General features: G+C 64.6%; 20 protein-coding genes. 12 read left to right on the top strand and 8 right to left on the bottom strand.

From position 1 onward, the window contains the following. Positions 1–63 precede the first annotated feature (63 nt). The 9 genes from bioB (at position 64) to C4K40_RS28720 (ending at position 10,834) form a co-directional block, all read left to right on the top strand. Positions 64–1,119: a biotin synthase BioB gene (bioB, locus tag C4K40_RS28760; protein WP_022641463.1), complete on the top strand. Its 1,056-nt coding sequence runs from the start codon at positions 64–66 to the stop codon at positions 1,117–1,119. Between the two features lie 119 nt (positions 1,120–1,238). Then, entirely contained in the window at positions 1,239–2,417 is a 1,179-nt protein-coding gene (gene bioF / locus C4K40_RS28755) for an 8-amino-7-oxononanoate synthase (protein WP_053137725.1), read from the top strand. Beyond that, positions 2,410–3,141, top strand: coding sequence for an alpha/beta fold hydrolase (locus C4K40_RS28750; RefSeq protein WP_022641462.1), 732 nt, complete (start codon positions 2,410–2,412; stop codon positions 3,139–3,141). The genes bioF and C4K40_RS28750 overlap by 8 nt, the downstream gene beginning before the upstream one ends. Beyond that, complete coding sequence (gene bioC, locus C4K40_RS28745) at positions 3,134–3,946, top strand: malonyl-ACP O-methyltransferase BioC (RefSeq protein WP_022641461.1); 813 nt, start codon at positions 3,134–3,136, stop codon at positions 3,944–3,946. The genes C4K40_RS28750 and bioC overlap by 8 nt, the downstream gene beginning before the upstream one ends. Continuing rightward, entirely contained in the window at positions 3,943–4,623 is a 681-nt protein-coding gene (gene bioD, locus C4K40_RS28740) for a dethiobiotin synthase (protein ID WP_053137678.1), read from the top strand. The genes bioC and bioD overlap by 4 nt, the downstream gene beginning before the upstream one ends. A gap of 107 nt (positions 4,624–4,730) precedes the next feature. Further along, entirely contained in the window at positions 4,731–5,027 is a 297-nt protein-coding gene (locus tag C4K40_RS28735; protein ID WP_053137675.1) for a hypothetical protein, read from the top strand. A gap of 299 nt (positions 5,028–5,326) precedes the next feature. Next, positions 5,327–7,132: a phenylacyl-CoA dehydrogenase gene (locus C4K40_RS28730; protein WP_053137672.1), complete on the top strand. Its 1,806-nt coding sequence runs from the start codon at positions 5,327–5,329 to the stop codon at positions 7,130–7,132. Between the two features lie 219 nt (positions 7,133–7,351). Then, positions 7,352–8,644: a GGDEF domain-containing protein gene (locus C4K40_RS28725; protein WP_022641458.1), complete on the top strand. Its 1,293-nt coding sequence runs from the start codon at positions 7,352–7,354 to the stop codon at positions 8,642–8,644. A 411-nt stretch (positions 8,645–9,055) separates the two neighbouring features. Then, on the top strand, positions 9,056–10,834 hold the full coding sequence (locus C4K40_RS28720) for an acyl-CoA dehydrogenase C-terminal domain-containing protein (protein ID WP_053137670.1): 1,779 nt from the start codon (positions 9,056–9,058) through the stop codon (positions 10,832–10,834). Positions 10,835–11,070: 236 nt separating this feature from the next. On the opposite strand, the gene C4K40_RS28715 is transcribed toward C4K40_RS28720, so the two are convergent. After that, positions 11,071–12,000 carry a LysR family transcriptional regulator gene (locus C4K40_RS28715; RefSeq protein ID WP_022641456.1) on the bottom strand — a complete coding sequence of 310 codons (930 nt, stop codon included), beginning with the start codon at positions 11,998–12,000 and terminating at the stop codon, positions 11,071–11,073. 229 nt (positions 12,001–12,229) lie between these two features. Between C4K40_RS28715 and C4K40_RS28710 the strand changes: the two genes are divergently transcribed. The 3 genes from C4K40_RS28710 (at position 12,230) to C4K40_RS28700 (ending at position 14,662) form a co-directional block, all read left to right on the top strand. Next, a complete protein-coding gene (locus tag C4K40_RS28710) occupies positions 12,230–13,513 on the top strand; it encodes an aspartate aminotransferase family protein (protein ID WP_053137667.1) in 1,284 nt (427 codons plus the stop codon). Beyond that, positions 13,513–14,238, top strand: coding sequence for a type 1 glutamine amidotransferase (locus C4K40_RS28705; protein ID WP_053137664.1), 726 nt, complete (start codon positions 13,513–13,515; stop codon positions 14,236–14,238). The genes C4K40_RS28710 and C4K40_RS28705 overlap by 1 nt, the downstream gene beginning before the upstream one ends. A 265-nt stretch (positions 14,239–14,503) precedes the next feature. Beyond that, positions 14,504–14,662: a YqaE/Pmp3 family membrane protein gene (locus tag C4K40_RS28700; protein ID WP_011063854.1), complete on the top strand. Its 159-nt coding sequence runs from the start codon at positions 14,504–14,506 to the stop codon at positions 14,660–14,662. Positions 14,663–14,856: 194 nt separating this feature from the next. Here C4K40_RS28700 and C4K40_RS28695 read toward each other — a convergent pair whose 3' ends face one another. The 7 genes from C4K40_RS28695 to pqqF form a co-directional block, all read right to left on the bottom strand. Continuing rightward, on the bottom strand, positions 14,857–16,689 hold the full coding sequence (locus C4K40_RS28695) for a S9 family peptidase (protein WP_053137661.1): 1,833 nt from the start codon (positions 16,687–16,689) through the stop codon (positions 14,857–14,859). Continuing rightward, entirely contained in the window at positions 16,655–17,821 is a 1,167-nt protein-coding gene (pqqE, locus tag C4K40_RS28690) for a pyrroloquinoline quinone biosynthesis protein PqqE (RefSeq protein WP_022641452.1), read from the bottom strand. The genes C4K40_RS28695 and pqqE overlap by 35 nt, the downstream gene beginning before the upstream one ends. Continuing rightward, positions 17,793–18,068: a pyrroloquinoline quinone biosynthesis peptide chaperone PqqD gene (gene pqqD, locus C4K40_RS28685; RefSeq protein WP_022641451.1), complete on the bottom strand. Its 276-nt coding sequence runs from the start codon at positions 18,066–18,068 to the stop codon at positions 17,793–17,795. Before pqqD ends, pqqE begins: the two co-directional genes overlap by 29 nt. Continuing rightward, complete coding sequence (pqqC, locus tag C4K40_RS28680; RefSeq protein ID WP_053137658.1) at positions 18,065–18,817, bottom strand: pyrroloquinoline-quinone synthase PqqC; 753 nt, start codon at positions 18,815–18,817, stop codon at positions 18,065–18,067. The genes pqqD and pqqC overlap by 4 nt, the downstream gene beginning before the upstream one ends. Before the next feature lie 93 nt (positions 18,818–18,910). Next, complete coding sequence (pqqB, locus tag C4K40_RS28675; protein ID WP_022641450.1) at positions 18,911–19,822, bottom strand: pyrroloquinoline quinone biosynthesis protein PqqB; 912 nt, start codon at positions 19,820–19,822, stop codon at positions 18,911–18,913. 103 nt (positions 19,823–19,925) lie between these two features. Then, a complete protein-coding gene (gene pqqA, locus C4K40_RS28670; protein WP_003194766.1) occupies positions 19,926–20,000 on the bottom strand; it encodes a pyrroloquinoline quinone precursor peptide PqqA in 75 nt (24 codons plus the stop codon). A 156-nt stretch (positions 20,001–20,156) separates the two neighbouring features. Beyond that, complete coding sequence (gene pqqF, locus C4K40_RS28665) at positions 20,157–22,616, bottom strand: pyrroloquinoline quinone biosynthesis protein PqqF (RefSeq protein WP_053137655.1); 2,460 nt, start codon at positions 22,614–22,616, stop codon at positions 20,157–20,159. Positions 22,617–22,652 lie beyond the last annotated feature (36 nt).

The raw sequence follows: 22,652 nt of genomic DNA, 5'->3' as shown, positions 1-22,652 counted from the left end.
GTGTTGCGGCTGTGGACTTTCCCTGTCCCGCACCGCCTGCCAAGCATAATCAAGGAACCGCCCATGAGCGCCAGCACCACCGCCACCCTGCGTCATGACTGGACTTTGGCTGAAGTCAAAGCCCTGTTCACCCAGCCGTTCAACGACCTGCTGTTCCAGGCGCAGACGGTGCACCGCGCGCATTTCGACGCCAACCGGGTCCAGGTTTCCACCTTGCTGTCGATCAAGACCGGCGCCTGCCCGGAAGATTGCAAATATTGTCCGCAGTCCGGTCACTACAACACCGGCCTGGAAAAGGAAAAGCTTCTGGAAGTGCAGAAGGTCCTGGAAGAGGCCGCCCGGGCCAAGGCCATCGGCTCCACGCGTTTCTGCATGGGCGCGGCCTGGAAGCATCCGTCCGCCAAGGACATGCCCTACGTGCTGGAGATGGTCAAAGGGGTCAAGGCCATGGGCCTGGAGACCTGCATGACCCTGGGCCGCCTCGACCAGGAGCAGACCGAGGCCCTGGCCCTGGCCGGCCTGGACTACTACAACCACAACCTCGATACCTCGCCGGAGTTCTACGGCAACATCATCACCACCCGCACCTACAGCGAGCGCCTGCAGACCCTGGCCTATGTACGCGATGCCGGGATGAAGATCTGCTCCGGCGGCATCCTGGGCATGGGCGAGTCCCTGGACGATCGTGCCGGCCTGCTGATCCAGCTGGCCAACCTGCCGGAGCATCCGGAGTCGGTGCCGATCAACATGCTGGTGAAGGTGGCCGGTACGCCGCTGGAGAATGCCGAAGAGGTGGATCCGTTCGACTTCATTCGCATGCTGGCCGTGGCGCGGATCCTCATGCCCCAGTCCCATGTGCGGCTGTCCGCCGGTCGTGAGGCGATGAACGAGCAGATGCAGGCCCTGGCGTTCTTCGCCGGCGCCAACTCGATCTTCTACGGCGAAAAACTGCTGACCACCGCCAACCCGCAGGCCGACAAGGACATGCAGCTGTTCGCCCGCCTGGGGATCCAGCCCGAAGCGCGTGAAGAGCACGCCGACGAAGTGCACCAGGCGGCCATCGAGCAGGCCCTGGTGGAGCACAAGAGCAGCGAGCAGTTCTACAACGCCGCCGTCTGACCCCAGGCTGACGTCATCCCCGCCGCCGCGGGCGACTCCAGGGCCGCTGAGGATCCCGCAGGGACTTCGGCGCCCGGTCGCCTGCGATGTTGGATTTCTTCCCGATCATCGAGGCCAGCATGTCTTTTGATCTTTCCGCGCGCCTCGCGGCCCGCCGTGCCGAGCATCTGTATCGCCAGCGCCCCTTGCTCGACAGCCCCCAGGGGCCGCAAGTGGTGGTCGACGGTCAGCCGCTGCTGGCGTTCTGCAACAACGACTACCTGGGCCTGGCCAATCATCCACAGGTGATCGAAGCCTGGCGGGCCGGTGCCAGCCGCTGGGGCGTGGGCGGTGGCGCCTCGCACCTGGTGGTGGGCCATAGCGGTCCGCACCATGCTCTGGAGGAGGCCCTGGCCGAACTCACTGGAAGGCCTCGGGCCTTGTTGTTCAGCACCGGCTACATGGCCAACCTCGGGGCGGTCACGGCTCTGGTGGGGCAGGGCGATACGGTGCTGGAAGACCGTCTCAACCATGCTTCGCTGCTGGATGCCGGCCTGCTCAGTGGCGCGCGCTTCAACCGCTATCTGCACAACGATGCGGCCAGCCTGGCCAAGCGCCTGGAGAAGGCTACCGGCAATACCCTGGTGGTCACCGACGGCGTATTCAGCATGGATGGCGATGTGGCCGACCTGCCGGCCCTGGCCCATGAAACCAAGGCCCGAGGCGCCTGGTTGATGGTCGACGACGCCCACGGCTTCGGCCCCTTGGGTGCCAATGGCGCAGGGTTGGTGGAGCATTTCGGCCTGGGCCTGGATGAAGTACCGGTGCTGGTGGGTACCCTGGGCAAGGCTTTCGGTACGGCTGGCGCCTTCGTCGCTGGCAGCGAGGAGTTGATCGAGAGCCTGATCCAGTTCGCAAGGCCCTATATCTACACCACCAGCCAGCCACCGGCGTTGGCCTGTGCCACCTTGAAAAGCCTGGAGCTGCTGCGCAGCGAGCACTGGCGGCGCGAGCACCTGGCGAGCCTGGTCCGCCAGTTCCGCCGGGGCGCCGAGCAGATCGGCCTGGAGCTGATGGACAGCTTCACCCCGATCCAGCCGATCCTGGTCGGCGACAGTGCGCGAGCCATGGCACTGTCGCAGAAACTGCGCGAGCGCGGGATCCTGGTCACCGCCATTCGCCCGCCGACGGTGCCGGCCGGCAGTGCCCGTTTGCGGGTGACGCTGTCTGCCGCCCACAGCGAGAGCCAGGTGCAGCTATTGTTAGACGCATTGGCTGATTGTCACGGTGAACTGCAAGTGGAGCCGAGCCATGCGTGATCGACTGATCCTGTTGCCCGGCTGGGGGCTGGGCGTGTCGCCCCTGGAGCCCCTGGCTGCAGCGTTGCAGGGGCTGGACCAGCACCTGCGGGTACAGGTCCAGCCGTTGCCGGAACTGATGTCCAGCGACCCGGGCGACTGGCTGGATGAACTGGACGACGCGCTGCCGGACGATGCCTGGCTGGGTGGCTGGTCCCTGGGCGGGATGCTGGCCTCGGCGCTGGCGGCCCGTCGTGGTGAACGGTGCTGCGGGCTGCTGACCCTGGCCAGCAATCCCAGCTTCGTCGCCCATGCGCAGTGGCCGAGCGCCATGGCCCAAGACACCTTCGCCGCCTTCCTGGCGGGCTGTGCCGCCGACCCGCAAGGCACCCTCAAGCGTTTCTCGTTGCTCTGTGCCCAGGGCGCCCTCGACCATCGCGGCTTGTCCCGGGCGTTGTCGGGGGGCGCGCCGGTGTCCCGGCCACAGGTGTTGCTGGCGGGTCTTGAATTGTTGGCGCGGCTCGACACCCGCGAGGCCTTGCAAGGTTTTCGTGGGCCGCAGTTGCACCTGTTCGCCGGGCTCGATGGCCTGGTACCGGCTGAAACGGCCGCCGAGTTGCTGGCGTTGTTGCCGGATGTGGAAGTTGGCCTGATCGAACAGGCCAGCCACGGTTTTCTTCTGGAGGACCCCCATGGAGTGGCGGGTGCGATCCAGGCGTTCTTGCATGAGTCCGGTGATGACTGATCTGTCTATTCCTGTGCTGGCCACCGGCTTGCCTGACAAGCGCCAGGTGGCGGCTTCGTTTTCCCGCGCGGCGGCCAGCTATGACAGCGTGGCCGAGTTGCAGCGGGCGGTTGGCCAGCAGTTGCTGAGCCGCCTGCCTGCTGACTGGACCCCCGGGCGCTGGCTCGACCTGGGCTGCGGCACCGGGCATTTCAGCCGGGCGCTGGGGGAGCGGTTCGCGGGTAGCCAGGGCCTGGCCGTGGATATCGCCGAAGGCATGCTCCAGCACGCACGGCCCCTGGGTGGGGCCGAGTACTTCATTGCCGGGGACGCCGAGCGCCTGCCATTGCAGGCGGCCAGTTGCGAGTTGATCTTCTCCAGCCTGGCGGTGCAGTGGTGCGCCGATTTTGCCGCAGTGCTCAGCGAGGCCCGGCGGGTGCTCAAGCCTGGCGGCGTCCTGGCGTTCGCCAGCTTGTGCGTGGGGACCCTGCAGGAGCTGCGCGACAGCTGGGGGCAGGTGGACGGGCAGGTGCACGTCAACCGCTTCCGTGCTTTCGAGCGCTATGGCCAGTTGTGCGATGCCAGTGGCTTGCGGGTGCGTAGCCTGGAGCGGGTGCCCCATGTCCTGCATTACCCGGATGTGCGCAGCCTGACCCACGAACTCAAGGCCCTGGGGGCGCACAACCTCAACCCTGGCCGTCCTGGTGGTTTGACCGGACGGGCGCGCATCGCCGGATTGATCGCCGCCTACGAGGGCTTTCGCCAGGCCAAGGGGCTGCCGGCGACTTACCAGGTAGTCCATGCCGTATTGGAGAAACCACTATGAGTCCTGCCTATTTCATCACCGGCACCGACACCGAGGTGGGCAAGACCACCATCGCTGCCGGCTTGCTGCATGCCGCGCGACTGGCCGGGCTGAGTACGGCGGCGGGCAAGCCGGTGGCGTCCGGTTGCGAGCTGACGGCCAAGGGCTTGCGCAACGCCGATGCCTTGGCGTTGCAAGCGCAGGCGTCGTTGCCACTGAGTTATGAAGAGGTCAATCCGCTCGCCTTCGAGCCGGCGATCGCTCCACACCTGGCCGCACGCGAGGCGGGCGTGGCACTGACGGTGCAGTCGCTGTTGCTGCCCATGCGCCACGTCCTGGCCAAGGGGGCGGATTTCACCCTGATCGAAGGCGCGGGTGGCTGGCGCGTGCCCCTGGCGGGCCAGGATAATCTCTCGGACCTGGCCATGGCCCTGGGGCTGCCGGTGATCCTGGTGGTGGGCGTGCGGCTGGGGTGCATCAACCATGCCTTGCTGACTGCCGAAGCCATTGCCCGGGACGGTCTGCAACTGGCCGGTTGGGTGGCCAACATCGTCGATCCGCAGACCTCTCGTCTGGAAGAGAACCTGGCGACCCTGGCCGAGCGCCTTCCCGCGCCGTGCCTGGGCAGGGTGCCCCGGCTCAGTCTGGCTGGGGCCGCGGCGGTGGCCGAACACCTGCAACTGGACTTGCTGGACTAGATTTTGCCTATGACAGGGCAGATGGCCATTAGTGTTTTTGACGGGTGTTTTCTTGACGGGTCTGCTTCAATTGGCAGCGTCATTCATTTTCCAGGTCGAGTCATCCCATGGAAATTTCCGGGAACAGCGCTTACTACGCCGGGCTGAACGCGATTCAGACCGGGCAGAACCGGGTCGATCAAGCCGCTGGCCAGATTGCCAGCACGGCCGTCGAGCGTTCCGCCAGCAGCCAGTCGTCGGAGCTCCAGGTCAATCGCCTGCGGGGCGTGGACCGCAGCCAGGAGTCGGACGTGGCCAGCAGCGTGGTGGAAATGTCCGCCGGCAAGTTCCAGGTCGAACTGGGCGTCAAGGTCGCCAAGGCCTCGGATGAAGCCCTGGGTACGCTGATCGACACCTACGCCTGATCGTCTTTTCGTTGAAGCCCGGCCCCCGTTTTCGGGGGCCGGGCTTTTTCATGCCTGCCTTTATGCCATTTCCTCGGCTGATTTCCCTCGCTGACTGATTGCCGGCGACCCGGCTTCTACACTTCATGGCAGTGCCGTGGGCCTTGGCCTGCGCGGGTGTTACATGCCGATGACGAAAGGTATTTGTCCGACGCTTGACAAGATTTGGGCGTAAACGTATGTTTCAAACAACTGTTTGACCGCTATAAAAACTCAACGCGGTTGTTCATTCCCGGTTACATCAGCAGAGGTTTATCGCTATGCCTGACTACAAGGCCCCCTTGCGTGATATTCGCTTCGTTCGTGACGAGCTGCTTGGTTATGAGGCGCACTATCAGAGCCTCCCGGCTTGCCAGGACGCCACTCCGGACATGGTTGACGCCATTCTCGAGGAAGGTGCGAAGTTTTGTGAGCAGGTGCTGGCGCCGCTGAACCGTGTAGGCGACCTGGAAGGTTGCACCTGGAGTGAATCCGGCGTTAAGACCCCAACCGGCTTCAAGGAAGCCTACAAGCAGTTCGTCGAAGGCGGCTGGCCAAGCCTGGCCCACGATGTCGAGCACGGCGGTCAGGGCCTGCCTGAGTCGCTGGGCCTGGCTGTCAGCGAAATGGTCGGCGAGGCCAACTGGTCGTGGGGCATGTACCCAGGCCTGTCCCATGGCGCGATGAACACCATTTCCGCCCACGGTACGCCTGAGCAGCAAGATGCCTACCTGACCAAGCTGGTGACTGGCGAGTGGACCGGCACCATGTGCCTGACCGAGCCACATTGCGGCACCGACCTGGGCATGCTGCGCACCAAGGCCGAGCCTCAGGCCGACGGTTCCTACAAAGTCACCGGCACCAAGATCTTCATCTCCGCCGGTGAACACGACATGGCCGACAACATCGTCCACATCGTGCTGGCCCGCCTGCCGGACGCCCCGGCCGGCACCAAGGGTATCTCGCTGTTCATCGTGCCCAAGTTCCTGCCCAACGCCGATGGCTCTGTCGGCCAGCGCAACGCGGTGAGCTGCGGTTCCCTCGAGCACAAGATGGGTATCCACGGCAATGCCACCTGCGTGATGAACTTCGACGCGGCCACCGGTTTCCTGATCGGCCCGGCGAACAAGGGCCTGAACTGCATGTTCACCTTCATGAACACCGCTCGCCTGGGTACCGCGCTGCAAGGCCTGGCCCACGCCGAGATCGGTTTCCAGGGTGGCCTGAAATACGCTCGCGACCGCCTGCAAATGCGCTCGCTGACTGGCCCGAAAGCGCCAGACAAGGCTGCCGACCCGATCATCGTGCACCCGGACGTGCGTCGCATGCTGCTGACCATGAAGGCGTTCGCCGAAGGCAACCGCGCCATGGTCTACTTCACCGCCAAGCAGGTGGACATCGTCAAGTACGGTGTGGATGAAGAAGAGAAGAAGAAGGCCGACGCACTGCTGGCGTTCATGACCCCGATCGCCAAGGCCTTCATGACCGAGGTCGGCTTCGAATCCGCCAACCACGGCGTGCAGATCTACGGTGGCCACGGTTTCATCGCCGAGTGGGGCATGGAGCAGAACGTTCGCGACAGCCGTATCTCGATGCTGTACGAAGGCACCACCGGCATCCAGGCCCTGGACCTCTTGGGTCGCAAGGTGCTGATGACCCAGGGCGAAGCGCTGAAGGGCTTCACCAAGATCGTCCACAAGTTCTGCCAGAACAACGAAGGCAACGAGGCCGTGAAGGAGTTCGTGGCACCGCTGGCGGCACTGAACAAGGAATGGGGCGAGCTGACCATGAAAGTGGGCATGGCCGCGATGAAAGACCGCGAAGAAGTCGGTGCCGCTTCGGTGGACTACCTGATGTACTCCGGTTACGCCTGCCTGGCCTACTTCTGGGCCGACATGGCACGCCTGGCAGCCGAGAAGCTGGCCGCCGGCACCACCGAAGAGGCCTTCTACACCGCCAAGCTGCAGACCGCGCGCTTCTACTTCCAGCGCATCCTGCCGCGTACCCGTACCCATGTCGCCACCATGCTGTCGGGCGCCAACAACCTGATGGACATGAAGGAAGAGGATTTCGGCCTGGCTTACTAAGCCCGTCCGGCTCCACTGCGAAGCCGCTCGCCCCCCCGGGACGAGCGGCTTTTTTGTATCTGCGGACCGTCGGTAAAAATTCCCGACTAAAACGCTAAGCTGAAGCGATTCCCTGCCGTTACAGAGGTGGCAATGTGACGCCTGTCACATCGCATGTGCTTAACTTCTTCAATGAAGGCACAATGCCATCTACTGATAAGCCGGGTTGGAGTTTTACCCTTGCCGCGTTCTTCCGCTGTACGTTTCAGTCACTTTCTTCCGTCTTTACTGCTTCTGCTTGCTGGGCTGGCGGCCGCCTACGTCAAGGATCTCAACGTATTCTTCACTTCGCTGTTCAACGTGTTGCCGACCCTGGTGCTGTTGCTCGGCGGGGCGTATTGCGCCGTGTATCGACGCCAGCGCGAGCTGTTCCTGATGGTCACGGTGTATATCGCCTACTTCCTGCTGGATACCCAGACCGACTTCTACCGTGACAATGGCCGGGTTCGTGAGGATGCCGCGGTGGTGTTCCACCTGTGTTGCCTGTTGCTGCCCTTGCTGTTCGGTTTGTTCGCCGCCTGGCAGGAGCGCACGCACCTGTTCCAGGACATGGTGGCGCGCTTCGCCGTGCTGCTCGCCTTCGGCAGCGTGGCCCTGGGCCTGGAGCAGAGTTATCCCCAGGCGCTGCTGGCGTGGCTGGCGGAGATCCGCTGGCCAGCCCTGCATGGCAGCTGGATGAGCCTGATCCAGTTGTCCTATCCGGTGTTCCTTGCGGCCTTCCTGCTGTTGGCGATCCAGTACTGGCGCAGCCCGCGCCCCTTGCATGCGGCGCAGTTGGTGGGCTTGCTCGGGCTGTTCTGGATGTTGCCCAAGACCTTCATCTTGCCCTTCACGCTGAACATCATGTGCAGCCAGGTGATGCTGATGATCGCCGCCGCGGTGGCCCACGAGGCCTACCAGATGGCCTTTCGCGATGAGCTGACCGGGCTGCCGGGGCGCCGTGCCCTGAACGAACGCATGCAGCGACTGGGACGCAACTACGTACTGGCCATGACCGACGTCGATCACTTCAAGAAATTCAACGACACCCATGGTCACGACGTTGGCGATCAGGTGCTGCGCCTGGTGGCCAGCAAGTTGTCGAAGGTCACCGGTGGCGGTCGCGCCTACCGTTATGGCGGTGAAGAGTTCGCCGTGGTGTTCGCCGGCAAGAGCCTGGACGAATGCATGCCGCACCTGGAGATGATCCGCGAGATCATCGCCGGCTATAACATCCAGTTGCGCAACCAGGAAAACCGCCCCCAGGACGACCAGCAGGGGCGCCAGCGGCGCGGGGCGGCCGGTGCTTCCAGCGTGTCGGTGACCATCAGTATCGGTGTCGCCGAGCGGTTGATGGAGCACCGTACTCCCGAGGAAGTGCTCAAGTCAGCCGACCAGGCGCTCTACAGCGCCAAGGGCGCGGGGCGCAACTGTGTCATGGCCTTCGGGCAGAACCGCCGTGGTGCGGTGCGGATGGACACCGCGGCAGGCTGACTGATGGCGACGCATTCAGCGTCCGCAGGGTGATTGTCAGGCCCCGGTGCCGACAGTAGGTTGCAACGACCTGCTGTCGGGGCGTCGCCATGGCTCAGGGCCAAGCGCTTTCGCGCGTTTCTACTCGATGACTTTTTGCCAGCGGCTCTGCCTGGGCGCGAGGCTGCCCGTGGATGTTTTCACCTGCCCACGGCTAACTGCCGGCAGAGCGTCTGGCCCAGCGGACAAACGGGCGTATTCCCGGCAAGGCCCGCCCTTGGCGGGTTTTTCTTTGTCATGGCTGGAAGTTGACTAAAAATAACAAAAAGGTCACTAGATGACCCTATGTGTCGCAAAAGTTGTTCGGGTACACTCGGTTTTTCGTGAATGGGCCCGTTCCGGCCCGCCTGTTTAGATCTTGCGAGGTTTGCCATGGCTGACTACAAAGCGCCCCTGCGCGATATGCGCTTCGTCCTCAATGAAGTGTTCGAGGTCGCCAAGCTCTGGGCCCAGTTGCCAGCGCTGGCGGAAACAGTGGACGCCGAGACTGTCGAGGCGATCCTGGAAGAAGCGGGCAAGGTCACTGCCCGCAGCATTGCCCCGTTGAGCCGTAGCGGCGACGAAGCAGGTTGTCGCTGGAATGACACCGTGGTGAGCACTCCGGAAGGTTTCCCGCAGGCCTACCAGACCTATGCCGAAGGTGGCTGGGTCGGTGTCGGCGGCGATCCTGAATTCGGTGGCATGGGCATGCCCAAGGCGGTATCGGCCCAGGTCGAGGAAATGGTCAACTCCGCCAGCCTGGCCTTCGGCCTGTATCCGATGCTGACCGCCGGCGCCTGCCTGTCGATCAACGCCCACGCCAGCGACGAGCTCAAGACCACCTACCTGCCGAACATGTATGCCGGCGTCTGGGCCGGTTCCATGTGCCTGACCGAACCCCATGCCGGCACCGACCTGGGGATCATCCGCACCAAGGCCGAGCCACGGGCGGACGGCGCCTATGCCATCACCGGGACCAAGATCTTCATCACCGGCGGTGAGCACGACCTGACCGAAAACATCATCCACCTGGTACTGGCCAAGCTGCCGGACGCCCCAGCCGGGCCCAAGGGCATTTCCCTGTTCCTGGTGCCCAAGTTCATGGTCAATGCCGATGGCAGCCTGGGCGAGCGCAACCTGGTGAGCTGCGGCTCCATCGAGCACAAGATGGGCATCCAGGCTTCCGCTACTTGCGTGATGAACTTCGACCAGGCCGTTGGCTACCTGGTGGGCGAGCCGAACAAGGGCCTGGCGGCCATGTTCACCATGATGAACTACGAGCGCCTCGGCGTAGGTATCCAGGGCCTGGCCACGGGCGAGCGTTCCTACCAGAACGCCGTGGAATATGCCCGCGATCGTCTGCAGAGCCGTGCCCCGACCGGCCCGCAAGCCAAGGACAAGACTGCCGACCCGATCATCGTCCACCCGGACGTGCGGCGCATGCTGCTGACCATGAAAGCCGCCAACGAAGGCGGCCGGGCTTTCTCCACCTATGTCGCGATGCAACTGGACACCGCCAAGTTCAGCGAGGACGCCGAGACCCGCAAGCGTGCGGAAAGCCTGGTGGCGTTGCTGACTCCGGTGGCCAAGGCATTCCTCACCGACCTGGGCCTGGAGACCACGGTCCATGGCCAGCAGATCTTTGGTGGCCACGGTTACATCCGCGAGTGGGGCCAGGAGCAGCTGGTGCGCGATGTGCGCATCACCCAGATCTACGAAGGCACCAACGGCATCCAGGCCCTGGACCTGGTGGGGCGCAAGATCGTCGGCAGCGGCGGCTCGTTCTACAAGTTGTTCGCCGATGAGATCCGCCACTTCACCGCCACCGCCGATGCCCAGCTCGGGGAGTTCGTGCGGCCGTTGAATGCCGCGCTGGACAATCTGGATGAGCTGACTGCCTGGGTACTGGATCGCTCGGCCAGCAATCCCAACGAGATTGGCGCGGCGTCCGTGGAGTACCTGCAAGCGTTCGGCTACACCGCCTACGCCTACATGTGGGCACTGATGGCCAAGGCGGCGTTGGGCAAGGAGGAGCAAGACGAGTTCTACGCCAGCAAGCTGGGGACTGCGCGCTTCTACTTCGCCCGCCTGCTGCCGCGCATCCACTCCTTGAGCGCTTCGGTCAAGGCGGGCAGCGAATCGCTGTATCTGTTGCCGGCGGAGCAGTTCTAAGAGGCAAAGTGCCTGTAAGTCATTTCTTACGTTACGTGCTGCAGATCGCCCATATCGGCGAACGAGGGGCATCGCTAATCTACGTTACATGGACGTAGCGCAGGAAGCGCAAAGAAATAACACGGACACGTAGGATTCCGCCAGGATGGTGGAGTGAAATGGATGTCAGGGAAACAGTCTGCAAAGCCCCGCTTCGGCGGGGTTTTTCTTTTGTGCGGATTTTTTCCCGATCCGCTTCAGGCCAGGGTTTCTGGTAGTGCCGGCCCGCCCAGCCGCGTGTCCTGGCTGTGCAGCGGATCTTCCAATAGCGTGCGCAGCAATTCCAGGGTTCCCTGCTGACGCTGCAGGTCACGGCAAACCAATCCGACTTTCAACGGCACTCTGGGCTCGCTCAAGGGTTTCCAGAGCAATTGCCGATTGCCGTTCTGCTGCTGGGAGCGTCCCGGCAGTACGGTGGCCAGCCGGGTATGGGGCAGGCTGTCGAGAATCCCGGCCATGTTGTTCAGCTCCGCCTGTACCTGCGGGCGGCGCCCCAGGTTGGCCAGTTGGGCCTGCCAGATCTGGCGGATCTGGAACTCCTCCCCCAGTAGCAGCATCGGCAGTTCGGCCGCTTGGCTCATGGAGACTTTCTTGAATTCACGCAGGGGATGCTGCTCGGGAATGACCAGGGTCAGTTCGTCTTCGTACAACGGTACGCCATGCAGCCCCGGTTGCCGCGGTGGCAGATAGCTGATGCCGATATCCAGCGAGCCATTGAGCAAGCGCCGTTCGATTTCCAGGCCGGTCAATTCGTAGATCTGCACCACCAGGTGCGGCTGGGCCTTGCGCACCCGTTCGAGCATCTGCGGCACCAGGCTGCTGTGCACGGTTTGCAGCACGCCGATGGCCAGGGTCCGCAGGGCCTGGCCCTTGAAGTTGCGCAGGGCTTCGCGGGCCTGCTGCAGGCCATCGAGCAGGGGCAGGGCATGGTTGTACAGGGTATGCGCGGCCAGGGTCGGCAACAGGCGCTTGCTGCTGCGCTCGAACAGGCTCACATCCAGGTGCTGCTCCAGCTGGCGAATCTGCTGGGAAAGCGCTGGTTGGGAGATCGAAAGGCGCTCTGCGGCGCGCCCTACGTGACCTTCTTCATACACCGCGACGAAATAACGCAGTTGCTTGAAATCCATAAGTAATTCTTATCGAAAAAGCTTAAAAATCGAAATGGCCCAAAGCCCCGTAGGGGCCTAGTCTACGCCCATTCACAGGGCTTACAGGGCCACGAAAGAAGATGAGTAGCGTTCAGGTCGATGGTTCTTACATAGGAAAGGCAACAAACATCGACCCAGGACAGGTCCATGGCGAGGGCCAACGTACCCTTGCAAAGCAGCTCGGATCATGGTCATGGAGCCTGCGGGCATGAACCTGTTCAACCTGCGTCGCACCCCGCCCAGCCTGGACCAGCTGGCCATGGCCCCGAGCGCGGCCACTGTGGTCGACAACCTCTCCAGCGACTGCCTGATGCCCAGCGTACCCAGGCCGCAACCGGTATTCGTCCGTGGCCAGGGCTCCTGGTTATGGGACAGCGATGACCGAACCTACCTCGACTTCACCCAGGCCGGAGCCGCCAACAGCCTTGGCCATAGCCCGTCGGTGCTGGTCAACGCCCTGACCGCCCAGGCGCAATCGCTGATCAACCCGGGTTCCGGGTTCTACAACCGCGGCATGCTCAAGCTCGCCGCGCGGTTGTGCCGCAGCACCGGCAGCGACCAGGCCTATCTGTTGGGCAGCGGCAGCGAGGCGTGTGAAGCGGCGATCAAGCTGGCGCGCAAATGGGGGCAACTGCATCGCGGTGGCGCGGCGGGCATCATCACCGCCAGCCAGGCTTGCCATGGCCGGGGGTTCGCCGCGCTGTCGGCGTCTGCGGGCAATGCCACCGGCAATCGGTTCGAGCCGCGCCTGCCGGGTTTCAGCCAGGTGCCGTTCAATGACCTGCCGGCCCTGCATGCGGCGGTGGATGCACAAACCGTAGCGATCATGCTCGAGCCGATCCAGGGCGAGGCGGGTGTGGTGCCGGCCACCGAGCACTACCTCAAGGGCGTGGAGCGACTGTGCCGCGAGCTGGGCATCTTGTTGATCTTCGACGAAGTCCAGACCGGTATCGGTCGTTGCGGCACCTTGCTGGCCGAACAACTGTATGGCGTGCGCGCCGACATCATTGCCCTGGGCAAAGGCCTGGGTGGCGGAGTGCCGCTGGCGGCCCTGCTGGCCCGGGGCAAGGCCTGCTGTTTCGAGCATGGCGAACTGGATGGCACTCACCACGGCAATGCCCTGATGACCTCGGCCGGGCTGGCGGTACTCGACTGCCTCCAGGAGCAGGGCTTCTTGCAGCAAGTGCGCAGCAATGGCCAGTACCTGGGCCAGGGCCTGGTTCGCCTGGCCAGCCGTCATGCCCAGGGCCAGGTTCGTGGCCAAGGTCTGCTCTGGGGCATGACCCTGGCCGATGCCTCGGCCGAGGCAGTGGTCAAGGCCGCCTTGCAGGAAGGGTTGCTGCTCAATGCCGCGCAACCGGACTGCCTGCGTTTCACCCCGGCGCTGACCGTGAGCAAGGGCAATATCGATGAAATGCTGCTGCGCCTGGCACGAGCCTTCGCCCGGGTCCGCACCGCGCAGCTGCAATATCGCAAGGGAGTAGCCGTCTGATGCGTGTATTGATCCTGCAGCACAGCGCGGCTGCCGGTCCGGGGCGAATCAACCAGTGGCTGCTGGAGCGCGCCACCTCGGTGCATATCTGCCATGTGCATGCCCAGGCCCGCCTGCCACGGCTCGACAGCTTCGACCTGCTGATCCTGCTGGGCGGTCCCATGAGTGTGCATGACGAAGTCCAGGCGCCCTGGCTGGTTGCGGAAAAGCGCCTGCTGCGCAAGACCCTGTCCGCCGGCAAGCGGGTGCTGGGCATCGGCCTGGGCGGCCAGCTCCTGGCCCAGGCCCTGGGCGCCCAGGTACGTCCTTGCGCGGTCAGCGAGATTGGCTGGTGGCCGGTGGAAAAGTATCCCAGCGCCCAGGATTCGCCCTTGGGGCTGGCGTTGCCGGAACGCCTGATGGCTTTCCACTGGCATGGTGAAAGTTTCGATCTGCCCAAGGGTGCCCTGCCGCTGTATCGCTCCGCCGCCTGTGCCAACCAGGGGTTCATCTGGCAGGAACGGGCCATTGGCTTGCAGTGCCTGCTGCAGAGCGATTTGCAGAGCATCGAGGCGTTGCTGCAATCGCGCCCCCGGGGTTGGTTGAGCGCCGAGCAGGATGCCGGGCCTGAAAGCGTCGAAGACCGCCAGGCGATCCTCGCCGGCATCCCCCATTGCAGCGGCCTGGCGCCGACCCTGTTCCGAGTGCTGGACTACTTGTCCGGGCCCCTGCCGACCTTGCGCTGACAGAACTCCTGAACCGTCTCGCGGTATAACGCATCGCCCCGTGCCTGATCTTTCGCACGGGGCGTTTTTTTGTCCCCGTCTTTTCCAGGCCCGAACATCCCCAGCGGCATGGCTCTCAAGCTACTGAGCATGGTGCACAAACATGGGATCGAGATCCGCGCCTGAGCGGGCCATGGGCCGCTTGGCAATTGGGCTGAACCCTGGCCTGGGGCCAGGGTCGATTGCAGGTAGGGCTCATCCGAGCCATTTCTGTCAGGAGTCATCCATGGATCTGATCCGCATTATCTTCGCCATTCTGTTGCCACCCCTTGGCGTGTTCCTGCAAGTGGGATTCGGCGGCGCCTTCTGGTTGAACATCCTGTTGACCTTGTGCGGATACATCCCCGGTATCGTGCATGCGGTCTACATCATCGCCAAGCGCTAGCAGGCTGCTGAAAAACTACCTGCGTTGCCATCGCTGCGTTGAAAACAAGCTGTTGCGCCAGCCCGGTCAAAATGCTCATCTACCACTCGTAAACTGCGCTTTTTCGTCTGTTTTCGCCTTGCGCTGGCTGCCTCGCCTACGTTTTTCAACGGCCTGCTAGAAACCATCAGGCCCGCCCTGGGCGGGCCTGATATTCAGTGCTGCGCCTGCAACACTTTGCGGTAGAACAACCATTCCTGCTCCAGGGCGTGCGCCTGGTTCTCGGCCTTGCGAAAGCCGTGGCGTTCCTCCGGGTAGTAATGGGCCTGGGCGCAAATTCCCTGTTCTTGCAGGGCCTGGAGCATGACCCGGGTCTGCTCGGGCACCACCACCGCGTCCAGTTCACCCTGGAAGAACACCACGGGCACCTGGATGTTGCTGGCGTGCAGCAAGGGCGTCCGGGCCAGGTAGCGCTCGCGGTCCTGCTCGGGATCGCCGATCAGCCAGTCCAGGTAGTCGCCTTCGAACTTGTGGGTGACCCGTGCCAGTGCCAGGGGATCGCTGACGCCATAGAGGCTGGCGCCGGCACGAAAGACCCGGGCGAAGGCCAGTGCGCACAAGGTGGTGTAGCCACCGGCGCTGCCGCCGCGGATGAACGCTTGCCCGGGGTCGATCAGGCCTTGCTGGTCGAGGTAGGCCACCACCGCGCAGGCGTCTTCCACGTCCACTTCGCCCCAGCGCAGATGCAGGGCCTGGCGATAGGCCCGGCCGTAGCCGCTGCTGCCCCGGTAGTTGAGGTCGGCCACGGCGAAACCGCGCTGGGTCCAGAACTGGATGCGCGGATCGAGCATCGGATAGCAGGCCGAGGTCGGGCCGCCGTGGATGAACACCACCAGGGGTGGACGTCCCGCGCCATTCATGGCCGGGTAGAAAAAGCCATGGGCCTGGCCCCCGCCGCTGGGATAGCGAAGGGTCTGCGGACGGCTGATGAGCTCCGCAGGCAGGGGGGCGACGCCTCCGGCCAGGACCTGGACCTGGCTCGTGGCACGGTCGATGGCCAGCACTGCCGAGGGGCTGGTGGGCGAGGCCGCGATGCAATACAGCCGCTGCGAATCCAGGGCCAGGCTGCGAAAGCGGCTGTAGGCGCCAGTGAAATCCTGCGGTGCAGCATCGGCCTGGTGCAGCCCGAGACGGCCGAAGCCTTCTTCGGTCCAAGTGCCCAGCCAGCTATCGTCGCCCAGTGGCAGCCAGGTACAGCCGCCCAGTTGCCAGGGGGCCGGGGCATGGTCCGCCGGCGCGCTGGGCAGTGGGCGCAAGCCCAGGCCCGACTCGGCCCAGGGCTGCCAGAAACCCTGGCGGTCGGTGAGGCAATGTAGCTTGCCGTGCCGGTCGAAGCGCGGTTGTTGCAAGGATTCCGGTTCGTCGTTGCCCGCCACGCAGCGCGGTTCGCCCCAACTGGCGTCGGCCAGGCGCTCGGCGAGCATCAGGCGGGTGCTGGTCCAGGGTTGGTGCGGGCGGTCCCATTCGATCCAGGCCAGGCGCTGGCCGTTGGGGGTCAGGGTCGGCGCGGCATAGAAGTCGGCGCCGGTCGCCAGGAGCTGGCGCTGGCCGCTGGCGCCGTCGAAGGCCACCAACTGGTGCCGGTCGGCGCATTCCTCCACGGCCAGCACCTGGCCGGCGTGCTGCTGTAGGTCGCCGTAGCGGCACTCGCCCTGGGTCAGGGCCACGGGGGCGCCCCCATCCAGCGGCTGGCGGTACAGCTGTTGGTCGCGTTCATTGACGAACACCAGGTTGTCCTGGCCGACGCAAAAGGCGCCGCCGCCATATTCATAGACCCGGCTGCGGACGCTGAAGCCCGTGGGTGTCAGGCAGCGGGCCTGGCCCTGGTGCCAATGCCAGATCCGGCAGGCACCGTCCTCGGGGCGGTACTCGTTCCAGAACAAACCGTGGGACGTCAGTTGCAGCTCGGCGAAGTCGACGCCGGCGGCCGTGGCCTGGCTGGCGCTGAAGGGCTCAACCCTTGGCGATGAGGCGTGAGTTTCGTTCATTGCGAAATGCCAGTTGTTCGATGGTCTGGGTGGCGGTTTCGGATTCTTCCCGGGCCTTGAGGATCATCCCGTGGTGCGGCGACTTGCTGCATACCGGATCGGCATTGCTGGCGTCGCCGGTCAGCATGAACGCCTGGCAGCGGCAGCCACCGAAGTCCTGTTCCTTCTCGTCGCAGGAGCGGCATGGCTCGGGCATCCAGTCGTAGCCGCGAAAGCGGTTGAAGCCGAAGGATTCATACCAGATGTGTTGCATGCTGTGCTCGCGCACATTGGGAAACTGTACCGGCAACTGCCGCGCGCCGTGGCAAGGCAGGGCGGTGCCGTCCGGGGTCACGGTGAGGAACAGGCTGCCCCAGCCGTTCATGCAGGCCTTGGGGCGTTCCTCGTAATAGTCCGGAGTGACGAAGATCAGCTTGCACGGGTGGCCCTGGGCCTCCAGCTGGGCGCGGTACTCGTTGGTGATGCGCTCGGCGCGCACCAGCTGCTCGCGGGTCGGTAGCAGGCCAACGCGGTTGAGCTGGGCCCAGCCATAGAACTGGCAGGTGGCCAATTCGACGAAGTCGGCTTCCAGGGCGATGCACAGCTCGATGATGCGGTCGATCTTGTCGATGTTGTGCCGATGGGTGACGAAGTTCAGCACCATCGGGTAGCCGTGGGCCTTCACCGCACGGGCCATCTCCAGCTTCTGCGCGAAGGCCTTCTTGGAGCCGGCCAGCAGGTTGTTCACCTGCTCGTCGCTGGCCTGGAAGCTGATCTGGATATGGTCCAGGCCAGCCTTCTTGAAGTCGCTGATTTTCTGCTCGGTGAGGCCGATGCCGGAGGTGATCAGGTTGGTGTAGAACCCCAGCTTGCGCGCCTCGCCGATCAGTTCGGCCAGATCCTGGCGCACCAGCGGTTCGCCGCCGGAAAAGCCCAGCTGCGCGGCGCCCATCTCCCGGGCCTCGCGAAACACCTTGAGCCACTGGGCGGTATCGAGCTCCTTGCCCTGTGCCGCGAAGTCCAGCGGGTTGGAGCAGTACGGGCATTGCAGCGGACAGCGATAGGTCAGCTCGGCCAGCAGCCACAGTGGCAGGCCGATCTCCGGCTTGGCGGGCACGTTGGAGTCAGCCGAGTTCGATCCAGTGCTGGGCACGGGCGACCTCCATGAATTGCTCGATATCGTCACCGAGCTCGGCGACCCCGGGGAACTGTACCTGCAGTTCGCCGATGATCGCCGCCACGTCGCGCTCGCCATCGATCAAGCCGCCGATCAGGGCAGCGCTGTCGTTGAGCTTGATCATGCCCTCGGGGTACAGCAGGACATGGCCCTTTTGCGCCGGCTCGTACTGGAAGCGGTAGCCGGGGCGCCAGCGTGGGGTTTTGCTGCGATCGAAACTCATAAGGTGATCCCTTTGTGCCAGACCCGCTGCTCGGTGACGCTGTGATAAGGCGGGCGGTTCAGTTCATAGGCCATGCTCATGGCGTCGAGCATGCTCCAAAGAATATCCAGTTTGAACTGGAGAATTTCCAGCATGCGCTCCTGGCCCGCGCGGGTGGTGTAGTGCTGCAAGGTGATGGCCAGGCCGTGCTCCACGTCTCGCCGGGCCTGGCCCAGGCGCGTGCGGAAGTACTGGTAGCCGGCCGGGTCGATCCACGGATAGTGCTGGGGCCAGCTGTCCAGGCGCGACTGGTGGATCTGCGGGGCGAACAGTTCGGTCAGGGAACTGCTGGCGGCTTCCTGCCAACTGGCGCGCCGGGCGAAATTGACGTAGGCATCCACGGCGAAACGCACCCCCGGCAATACCAGCTCCTGGGAGCGCAACTGGTCCGGGTCCAGGCCCACGGCCTGGCCCAGGCGCAGCCAGGCCTCGATGCCTCCGTCCTCGCCTGGTGCGCCGTCATGGTCCAGCAGGCGCTGGATCCACTCGCGGCGTACTTCCCGGTCCGGGCAGTTGGCGAGGATCGCCGCATCCTTCATGGGGATGTTCACCTGGTAGTAGAAGCGGTTGGCGACCCAGCCCTGGATCTGCTCACGGCTGGCCCGGCCTTCGTACATCGCCACGTGGTAGGGGTGATGGATGTGGTAATAGGCGCCCTTGGCGCGCAGGGCCTGTTCGAATTCGGCGGGGGACAGCGGGGTGTCGGTCATCTGGGTTCTCCGGGGCTTGGCCTGGTCGCGGGCGGGCCCGCGGTTGCGCACACGGCCCCAGGGCGCTGGGGCCGAGCTTGTGGGGGATAGGCCCTACAGCTCAATACTCATTCCGTCGTAGGCCACTTCCACCTTTCGGCGTACCAGTTCGGCACGTTCGGCGGAGTCTTCGTCGAGGATCGGGTTGGTGTTGTTGATGTGGATAAGCACCTTGCGCTGGCGTGGCAGCTGCTCCAGCACTTCGAGCATGCCGCCGGGGCCGTTCTGCGCCAGGTGGCCCATCTCCCGGCCGGTGCGGGTGCCGACGCCACGGCGCTGCATCTCGTCGTCTTCCCACAAGGTGCCGTCCACCAGCAGGCAGTCGCTGGCGGCCATGATCTGCAGCAGCGGCGCGTCCACCTTGCCCAGGCCCGGCGCGTAGAACAGTTTGCCGCCAGTGCGCAGGTCCTCGACGATCAGGCCGATGTTGTCGCCCGGGTGCGGGTCGAAGCGATGGGGCGAGTAGGGCGGCGCGGCGCTGCGCAGGGGCAGAGGGGTGAAGCGCAGGTTGGGGCAGGCGGCCACGCTGAAGCTCTGGTCCAGTTCGATGCGGTTCCATTGCAGGCCGCCGTTCCAGTGGCTGAGCATCTTGAACAGCGGGAAACCGGTGCTCAGGTCCTCGTGGACCATGTCAGTGCACCAGACCTGGTGCGGGCAGCCTTCGCGCAGGCTGAGCAGGCCAGTGGTGTGGTCGATCTGGCTGTCCATGAGGATGATGGCGCTGATCCCGGTATCGCGCAGGGCTCGGCCGGGTTGCATGGGGGCAAAGCCCTGCAGTTGGGCGCGAATATCCGGAGAAGCGTTGCACAGCACCCAGTTCACCCCGTCATCGGAGATCGCGATGGACGACTGGGTACGGGCCTGGGCGCGCAGGCTGCCGTCGCGAAATCCCGCGCAGTTCACGCAGTTGCAGTTCCACTGCGGAAAACCACCGCCGGCGGCGGAACCTAGAATCTGGACAAACATGGGCGCTCCCTGGGCTGTGACTTGAAGATTGTGGACGACTGAAAATGAAAACGCCCCGGACGGGCCGAGGCGTTGCGCTGGATGTTCCGACCTAGGTCAGAAATCAGCGGCTGGCGAAGTACATGGTGACTTCGAAGCCGATGCGCAGGTCAGTGTAAGCAGGTTTGGACCAAGTCATGAAAATGCTCCTTTGAGGTGGGTGGGACGGGTGTTGCCTATACATATAGTCCACCTCCGGGCGGAGATGTTCAGATGCTTAGGCGGCTATCTTACTAAATTCCCATAACGGCTTGCCTGCAATTCTAAAGAAAGCTCATTACAGCGCTGGTAACGATCATTTTGCCCCTTGCCAGGGCGAGCCCGGGGCAGGCCCGTTGGCCAGGACTCTCCAGCCTCCGGCGGCTTGCTGCAACTGCCGGGCGGCCTGGATCACCAGCGTGGGCGTCAAGGCTTCGATGCTGGCTTGCAATCGTTCCAGGTAGTCCGACGGATGACCGGCCAACCGCGCCTGCCACAGCAGTTGCGCCGCCTGTTCCAGGGGCAACTCAGAGGCCCGCAACTGCTGGGCCAGGGCTTGGCGCTGGTCGAGCCAAGCCTGGGCATCGAGGGCCTGCAACTGTTCGGGCAAACGCAGGAAGAACTGTTCCAGATGGCCGAGGATCTCGCCCAGGCTGGCGTTCGGCGACTGCACCCCAAACAGCAGGCCGGTGCGGCCATCGAGTTGGCGCACCGCGCTGAATACGCCATAGCCCAGTTGCAGCTCGACCCGCAGACGCTGGTAGAACGGGGTCTGGCAGAGTTGCCCCAGCAGGCGCCAGGCAGCTTCGTCAGCCAGCAGGCTCGATGGGCTTGGGCAGAACAGCAGCAGTGCCTGCTCTGCCCTGTCCATGGGCACCGTCTGCCAGGCATGGCCGGTTCCTGGCTGCGGCGCCTGGCCCAGGTTGGCATCCGCGGTCCCGGGCATCCGTTGCAGGGCCCGGGCGAAGGCGTCCTGTCCGTGGGGTGGCACGCCCAGCGCCAAGCCATCCCAGCGGGCCGCGGCCCATAGCGCCTGCAGGGCGTCGGCGTTCAAGGTCGTACCGCTGTCGGGCAGTGGTTGTTCGGCGAAGGTCTTGAGCAGTTGGCGCAGGGGCATCGGTGGTGTCTCGACGTCGATCCTGCCTGCTTGCCAGAACTCCGGGGATGGTTGGCCCAGTTGTCGTAGCGCTTGTTGCAGCACCGCTGGCATGGGTTGCTGCAGCCCGCGCAACTGCAGCAGCCAGTCCATGCCGCAGGAGCTGAAGCTCAGTTCCACCCCGGCTTGCCGGGCATCCCCGGCCAGGGCTGCCAGGCTGTGCTGCAAACGCCGGTGCAGGCCGCTCGGCGCGGGGCTGGCCAGGCGCCAGCGCAACAGCAACTGCCCTGCCTCGGTATCGATGGGCAAAGCCTGGCTGAAGCTCAGGGCCGGGTTGTCCCGGCGGCCTCGGCTGCGGTCCTGGGCGAAGGTCCGCAGGCCGCGATGCTTGCTGCTCTGGCCGCGAATCAGGCCGGCCTGGGGCTCCTCGACGGCGCCGCGCAAGAACGGGTTGGCGGGCGGCAACTGCCAGTCGCCGCTGAAGTCATCCACAACCTGGGGCTGCAATTGCCGCAGCAGCGCCTTGAGGGCCACGAGTCCGGCGGCGCCCAGCTCCTGGGCGGCGTGCTGGCTGTCCCGACGGGCCAGTTCCAGGGCGCTGTCGACCCGCAGCCGGCGTTGTTGCAGCAGGGCGTATTCCTCGCACAAGTGCGGCCAGTCGCCCTGGGCGCCGAAGAACCCCAGCCAGTCCAGCACCAACTGGTGGATTTGTGCTGGCGCCTCGCTGGGCGCCTGGCCCAGGTCCAGCTCCAGGTGCAGCAATGCTTGCCCGGCGAACTCATACCGCACCTGGGCCTTGAGGCTGCGGGCCAGTGACTGTTGTTGGAGCTTGGCAAGCAATCCGCCGGGTTTACCCGATTGCAGCCAGGTACAGAGGAAGTCCAGCGCCACGCCGGCGCCTGCCGGCAGCCCTTCAAGGGCGAACAGCAGGTCCAGGCGTTCGCCGTCGAACCGTTGGTAGTTGTTGGCGTTGCTGGCCAGCAGTGGCACTGGTGCTATTTGTTGCTGGTGCGGGCCAGTAGGCAGGACCGCGCCGTAGCGTTCGGCCAGGGCCCGGAGTTCGGCCAGGGGTTGTGGTCCGGCCAGGCTCAGGGTCATCTGCCCAGCCTGGTAGAAATCGCGGTGGAACTGCCACAGGCCCTGCTGGAAGGCCGGGTTGGCCAGGTTCAGGCTATAGCGGTTGCCGGCATGGAAGGCCCGCAGCGGATGGGTCGCGGACAGGCCGTCGCACAAGGCGAACTGGCGTTGGGCGTTGGCGTCCCGGGACCAGGCGAGGAATTCCGCATGCAGCACTTCGCGTTCCCGGCGCTGGTCGGCGAGGCCTAGGCGGGGCTGGGCGAGCATATCGCACAAGCGCTCCAGGCCGCCGGCGAAGGCGTTGATTGGCAATTCGAAAAAGAACTCGGTGTTGCGCTCGCCTGTGCTGGCGTTCAGTTGTCCGCCCTGGGCGCGAACGTAGGCCATCAACCCCTGCTCGGCAGGAAACCGCTCGGTGCCGAGAAACAGCAGGTGTTCCAGGAAGTGCGCCAGGCCCGGCCAGGCCGGTGGTACGTCATGGCTGCCAGCAGCGACCCGCAGCGCCGCGGCGCTGCGTTTCAGGTGGGGAGCATGGCGCAGGGAGACCTGCAGGCCGTTGGCCAGGGTTTCCAGGTGGGGCAGGGGGTGGTTCGGCGCGGGCATGGGCACATCCAGGACAGAGAGGCGCCCATGCTAGCG

The sequence above is a fragment of the Pseudomonas sp. CMR5c genome (assembly GCF_003850545.1).
Classification (GTDB): Bacteria; Pseudomonadota; Gammaproteobacteria; order Pseudomonadales; family Pseudomonadaceae; genus Aquipseudomonas; species Aquipseudomonas piscis.
This window is presented reverse-complemented; position numbering and strand designations above follow the sequence as displayed.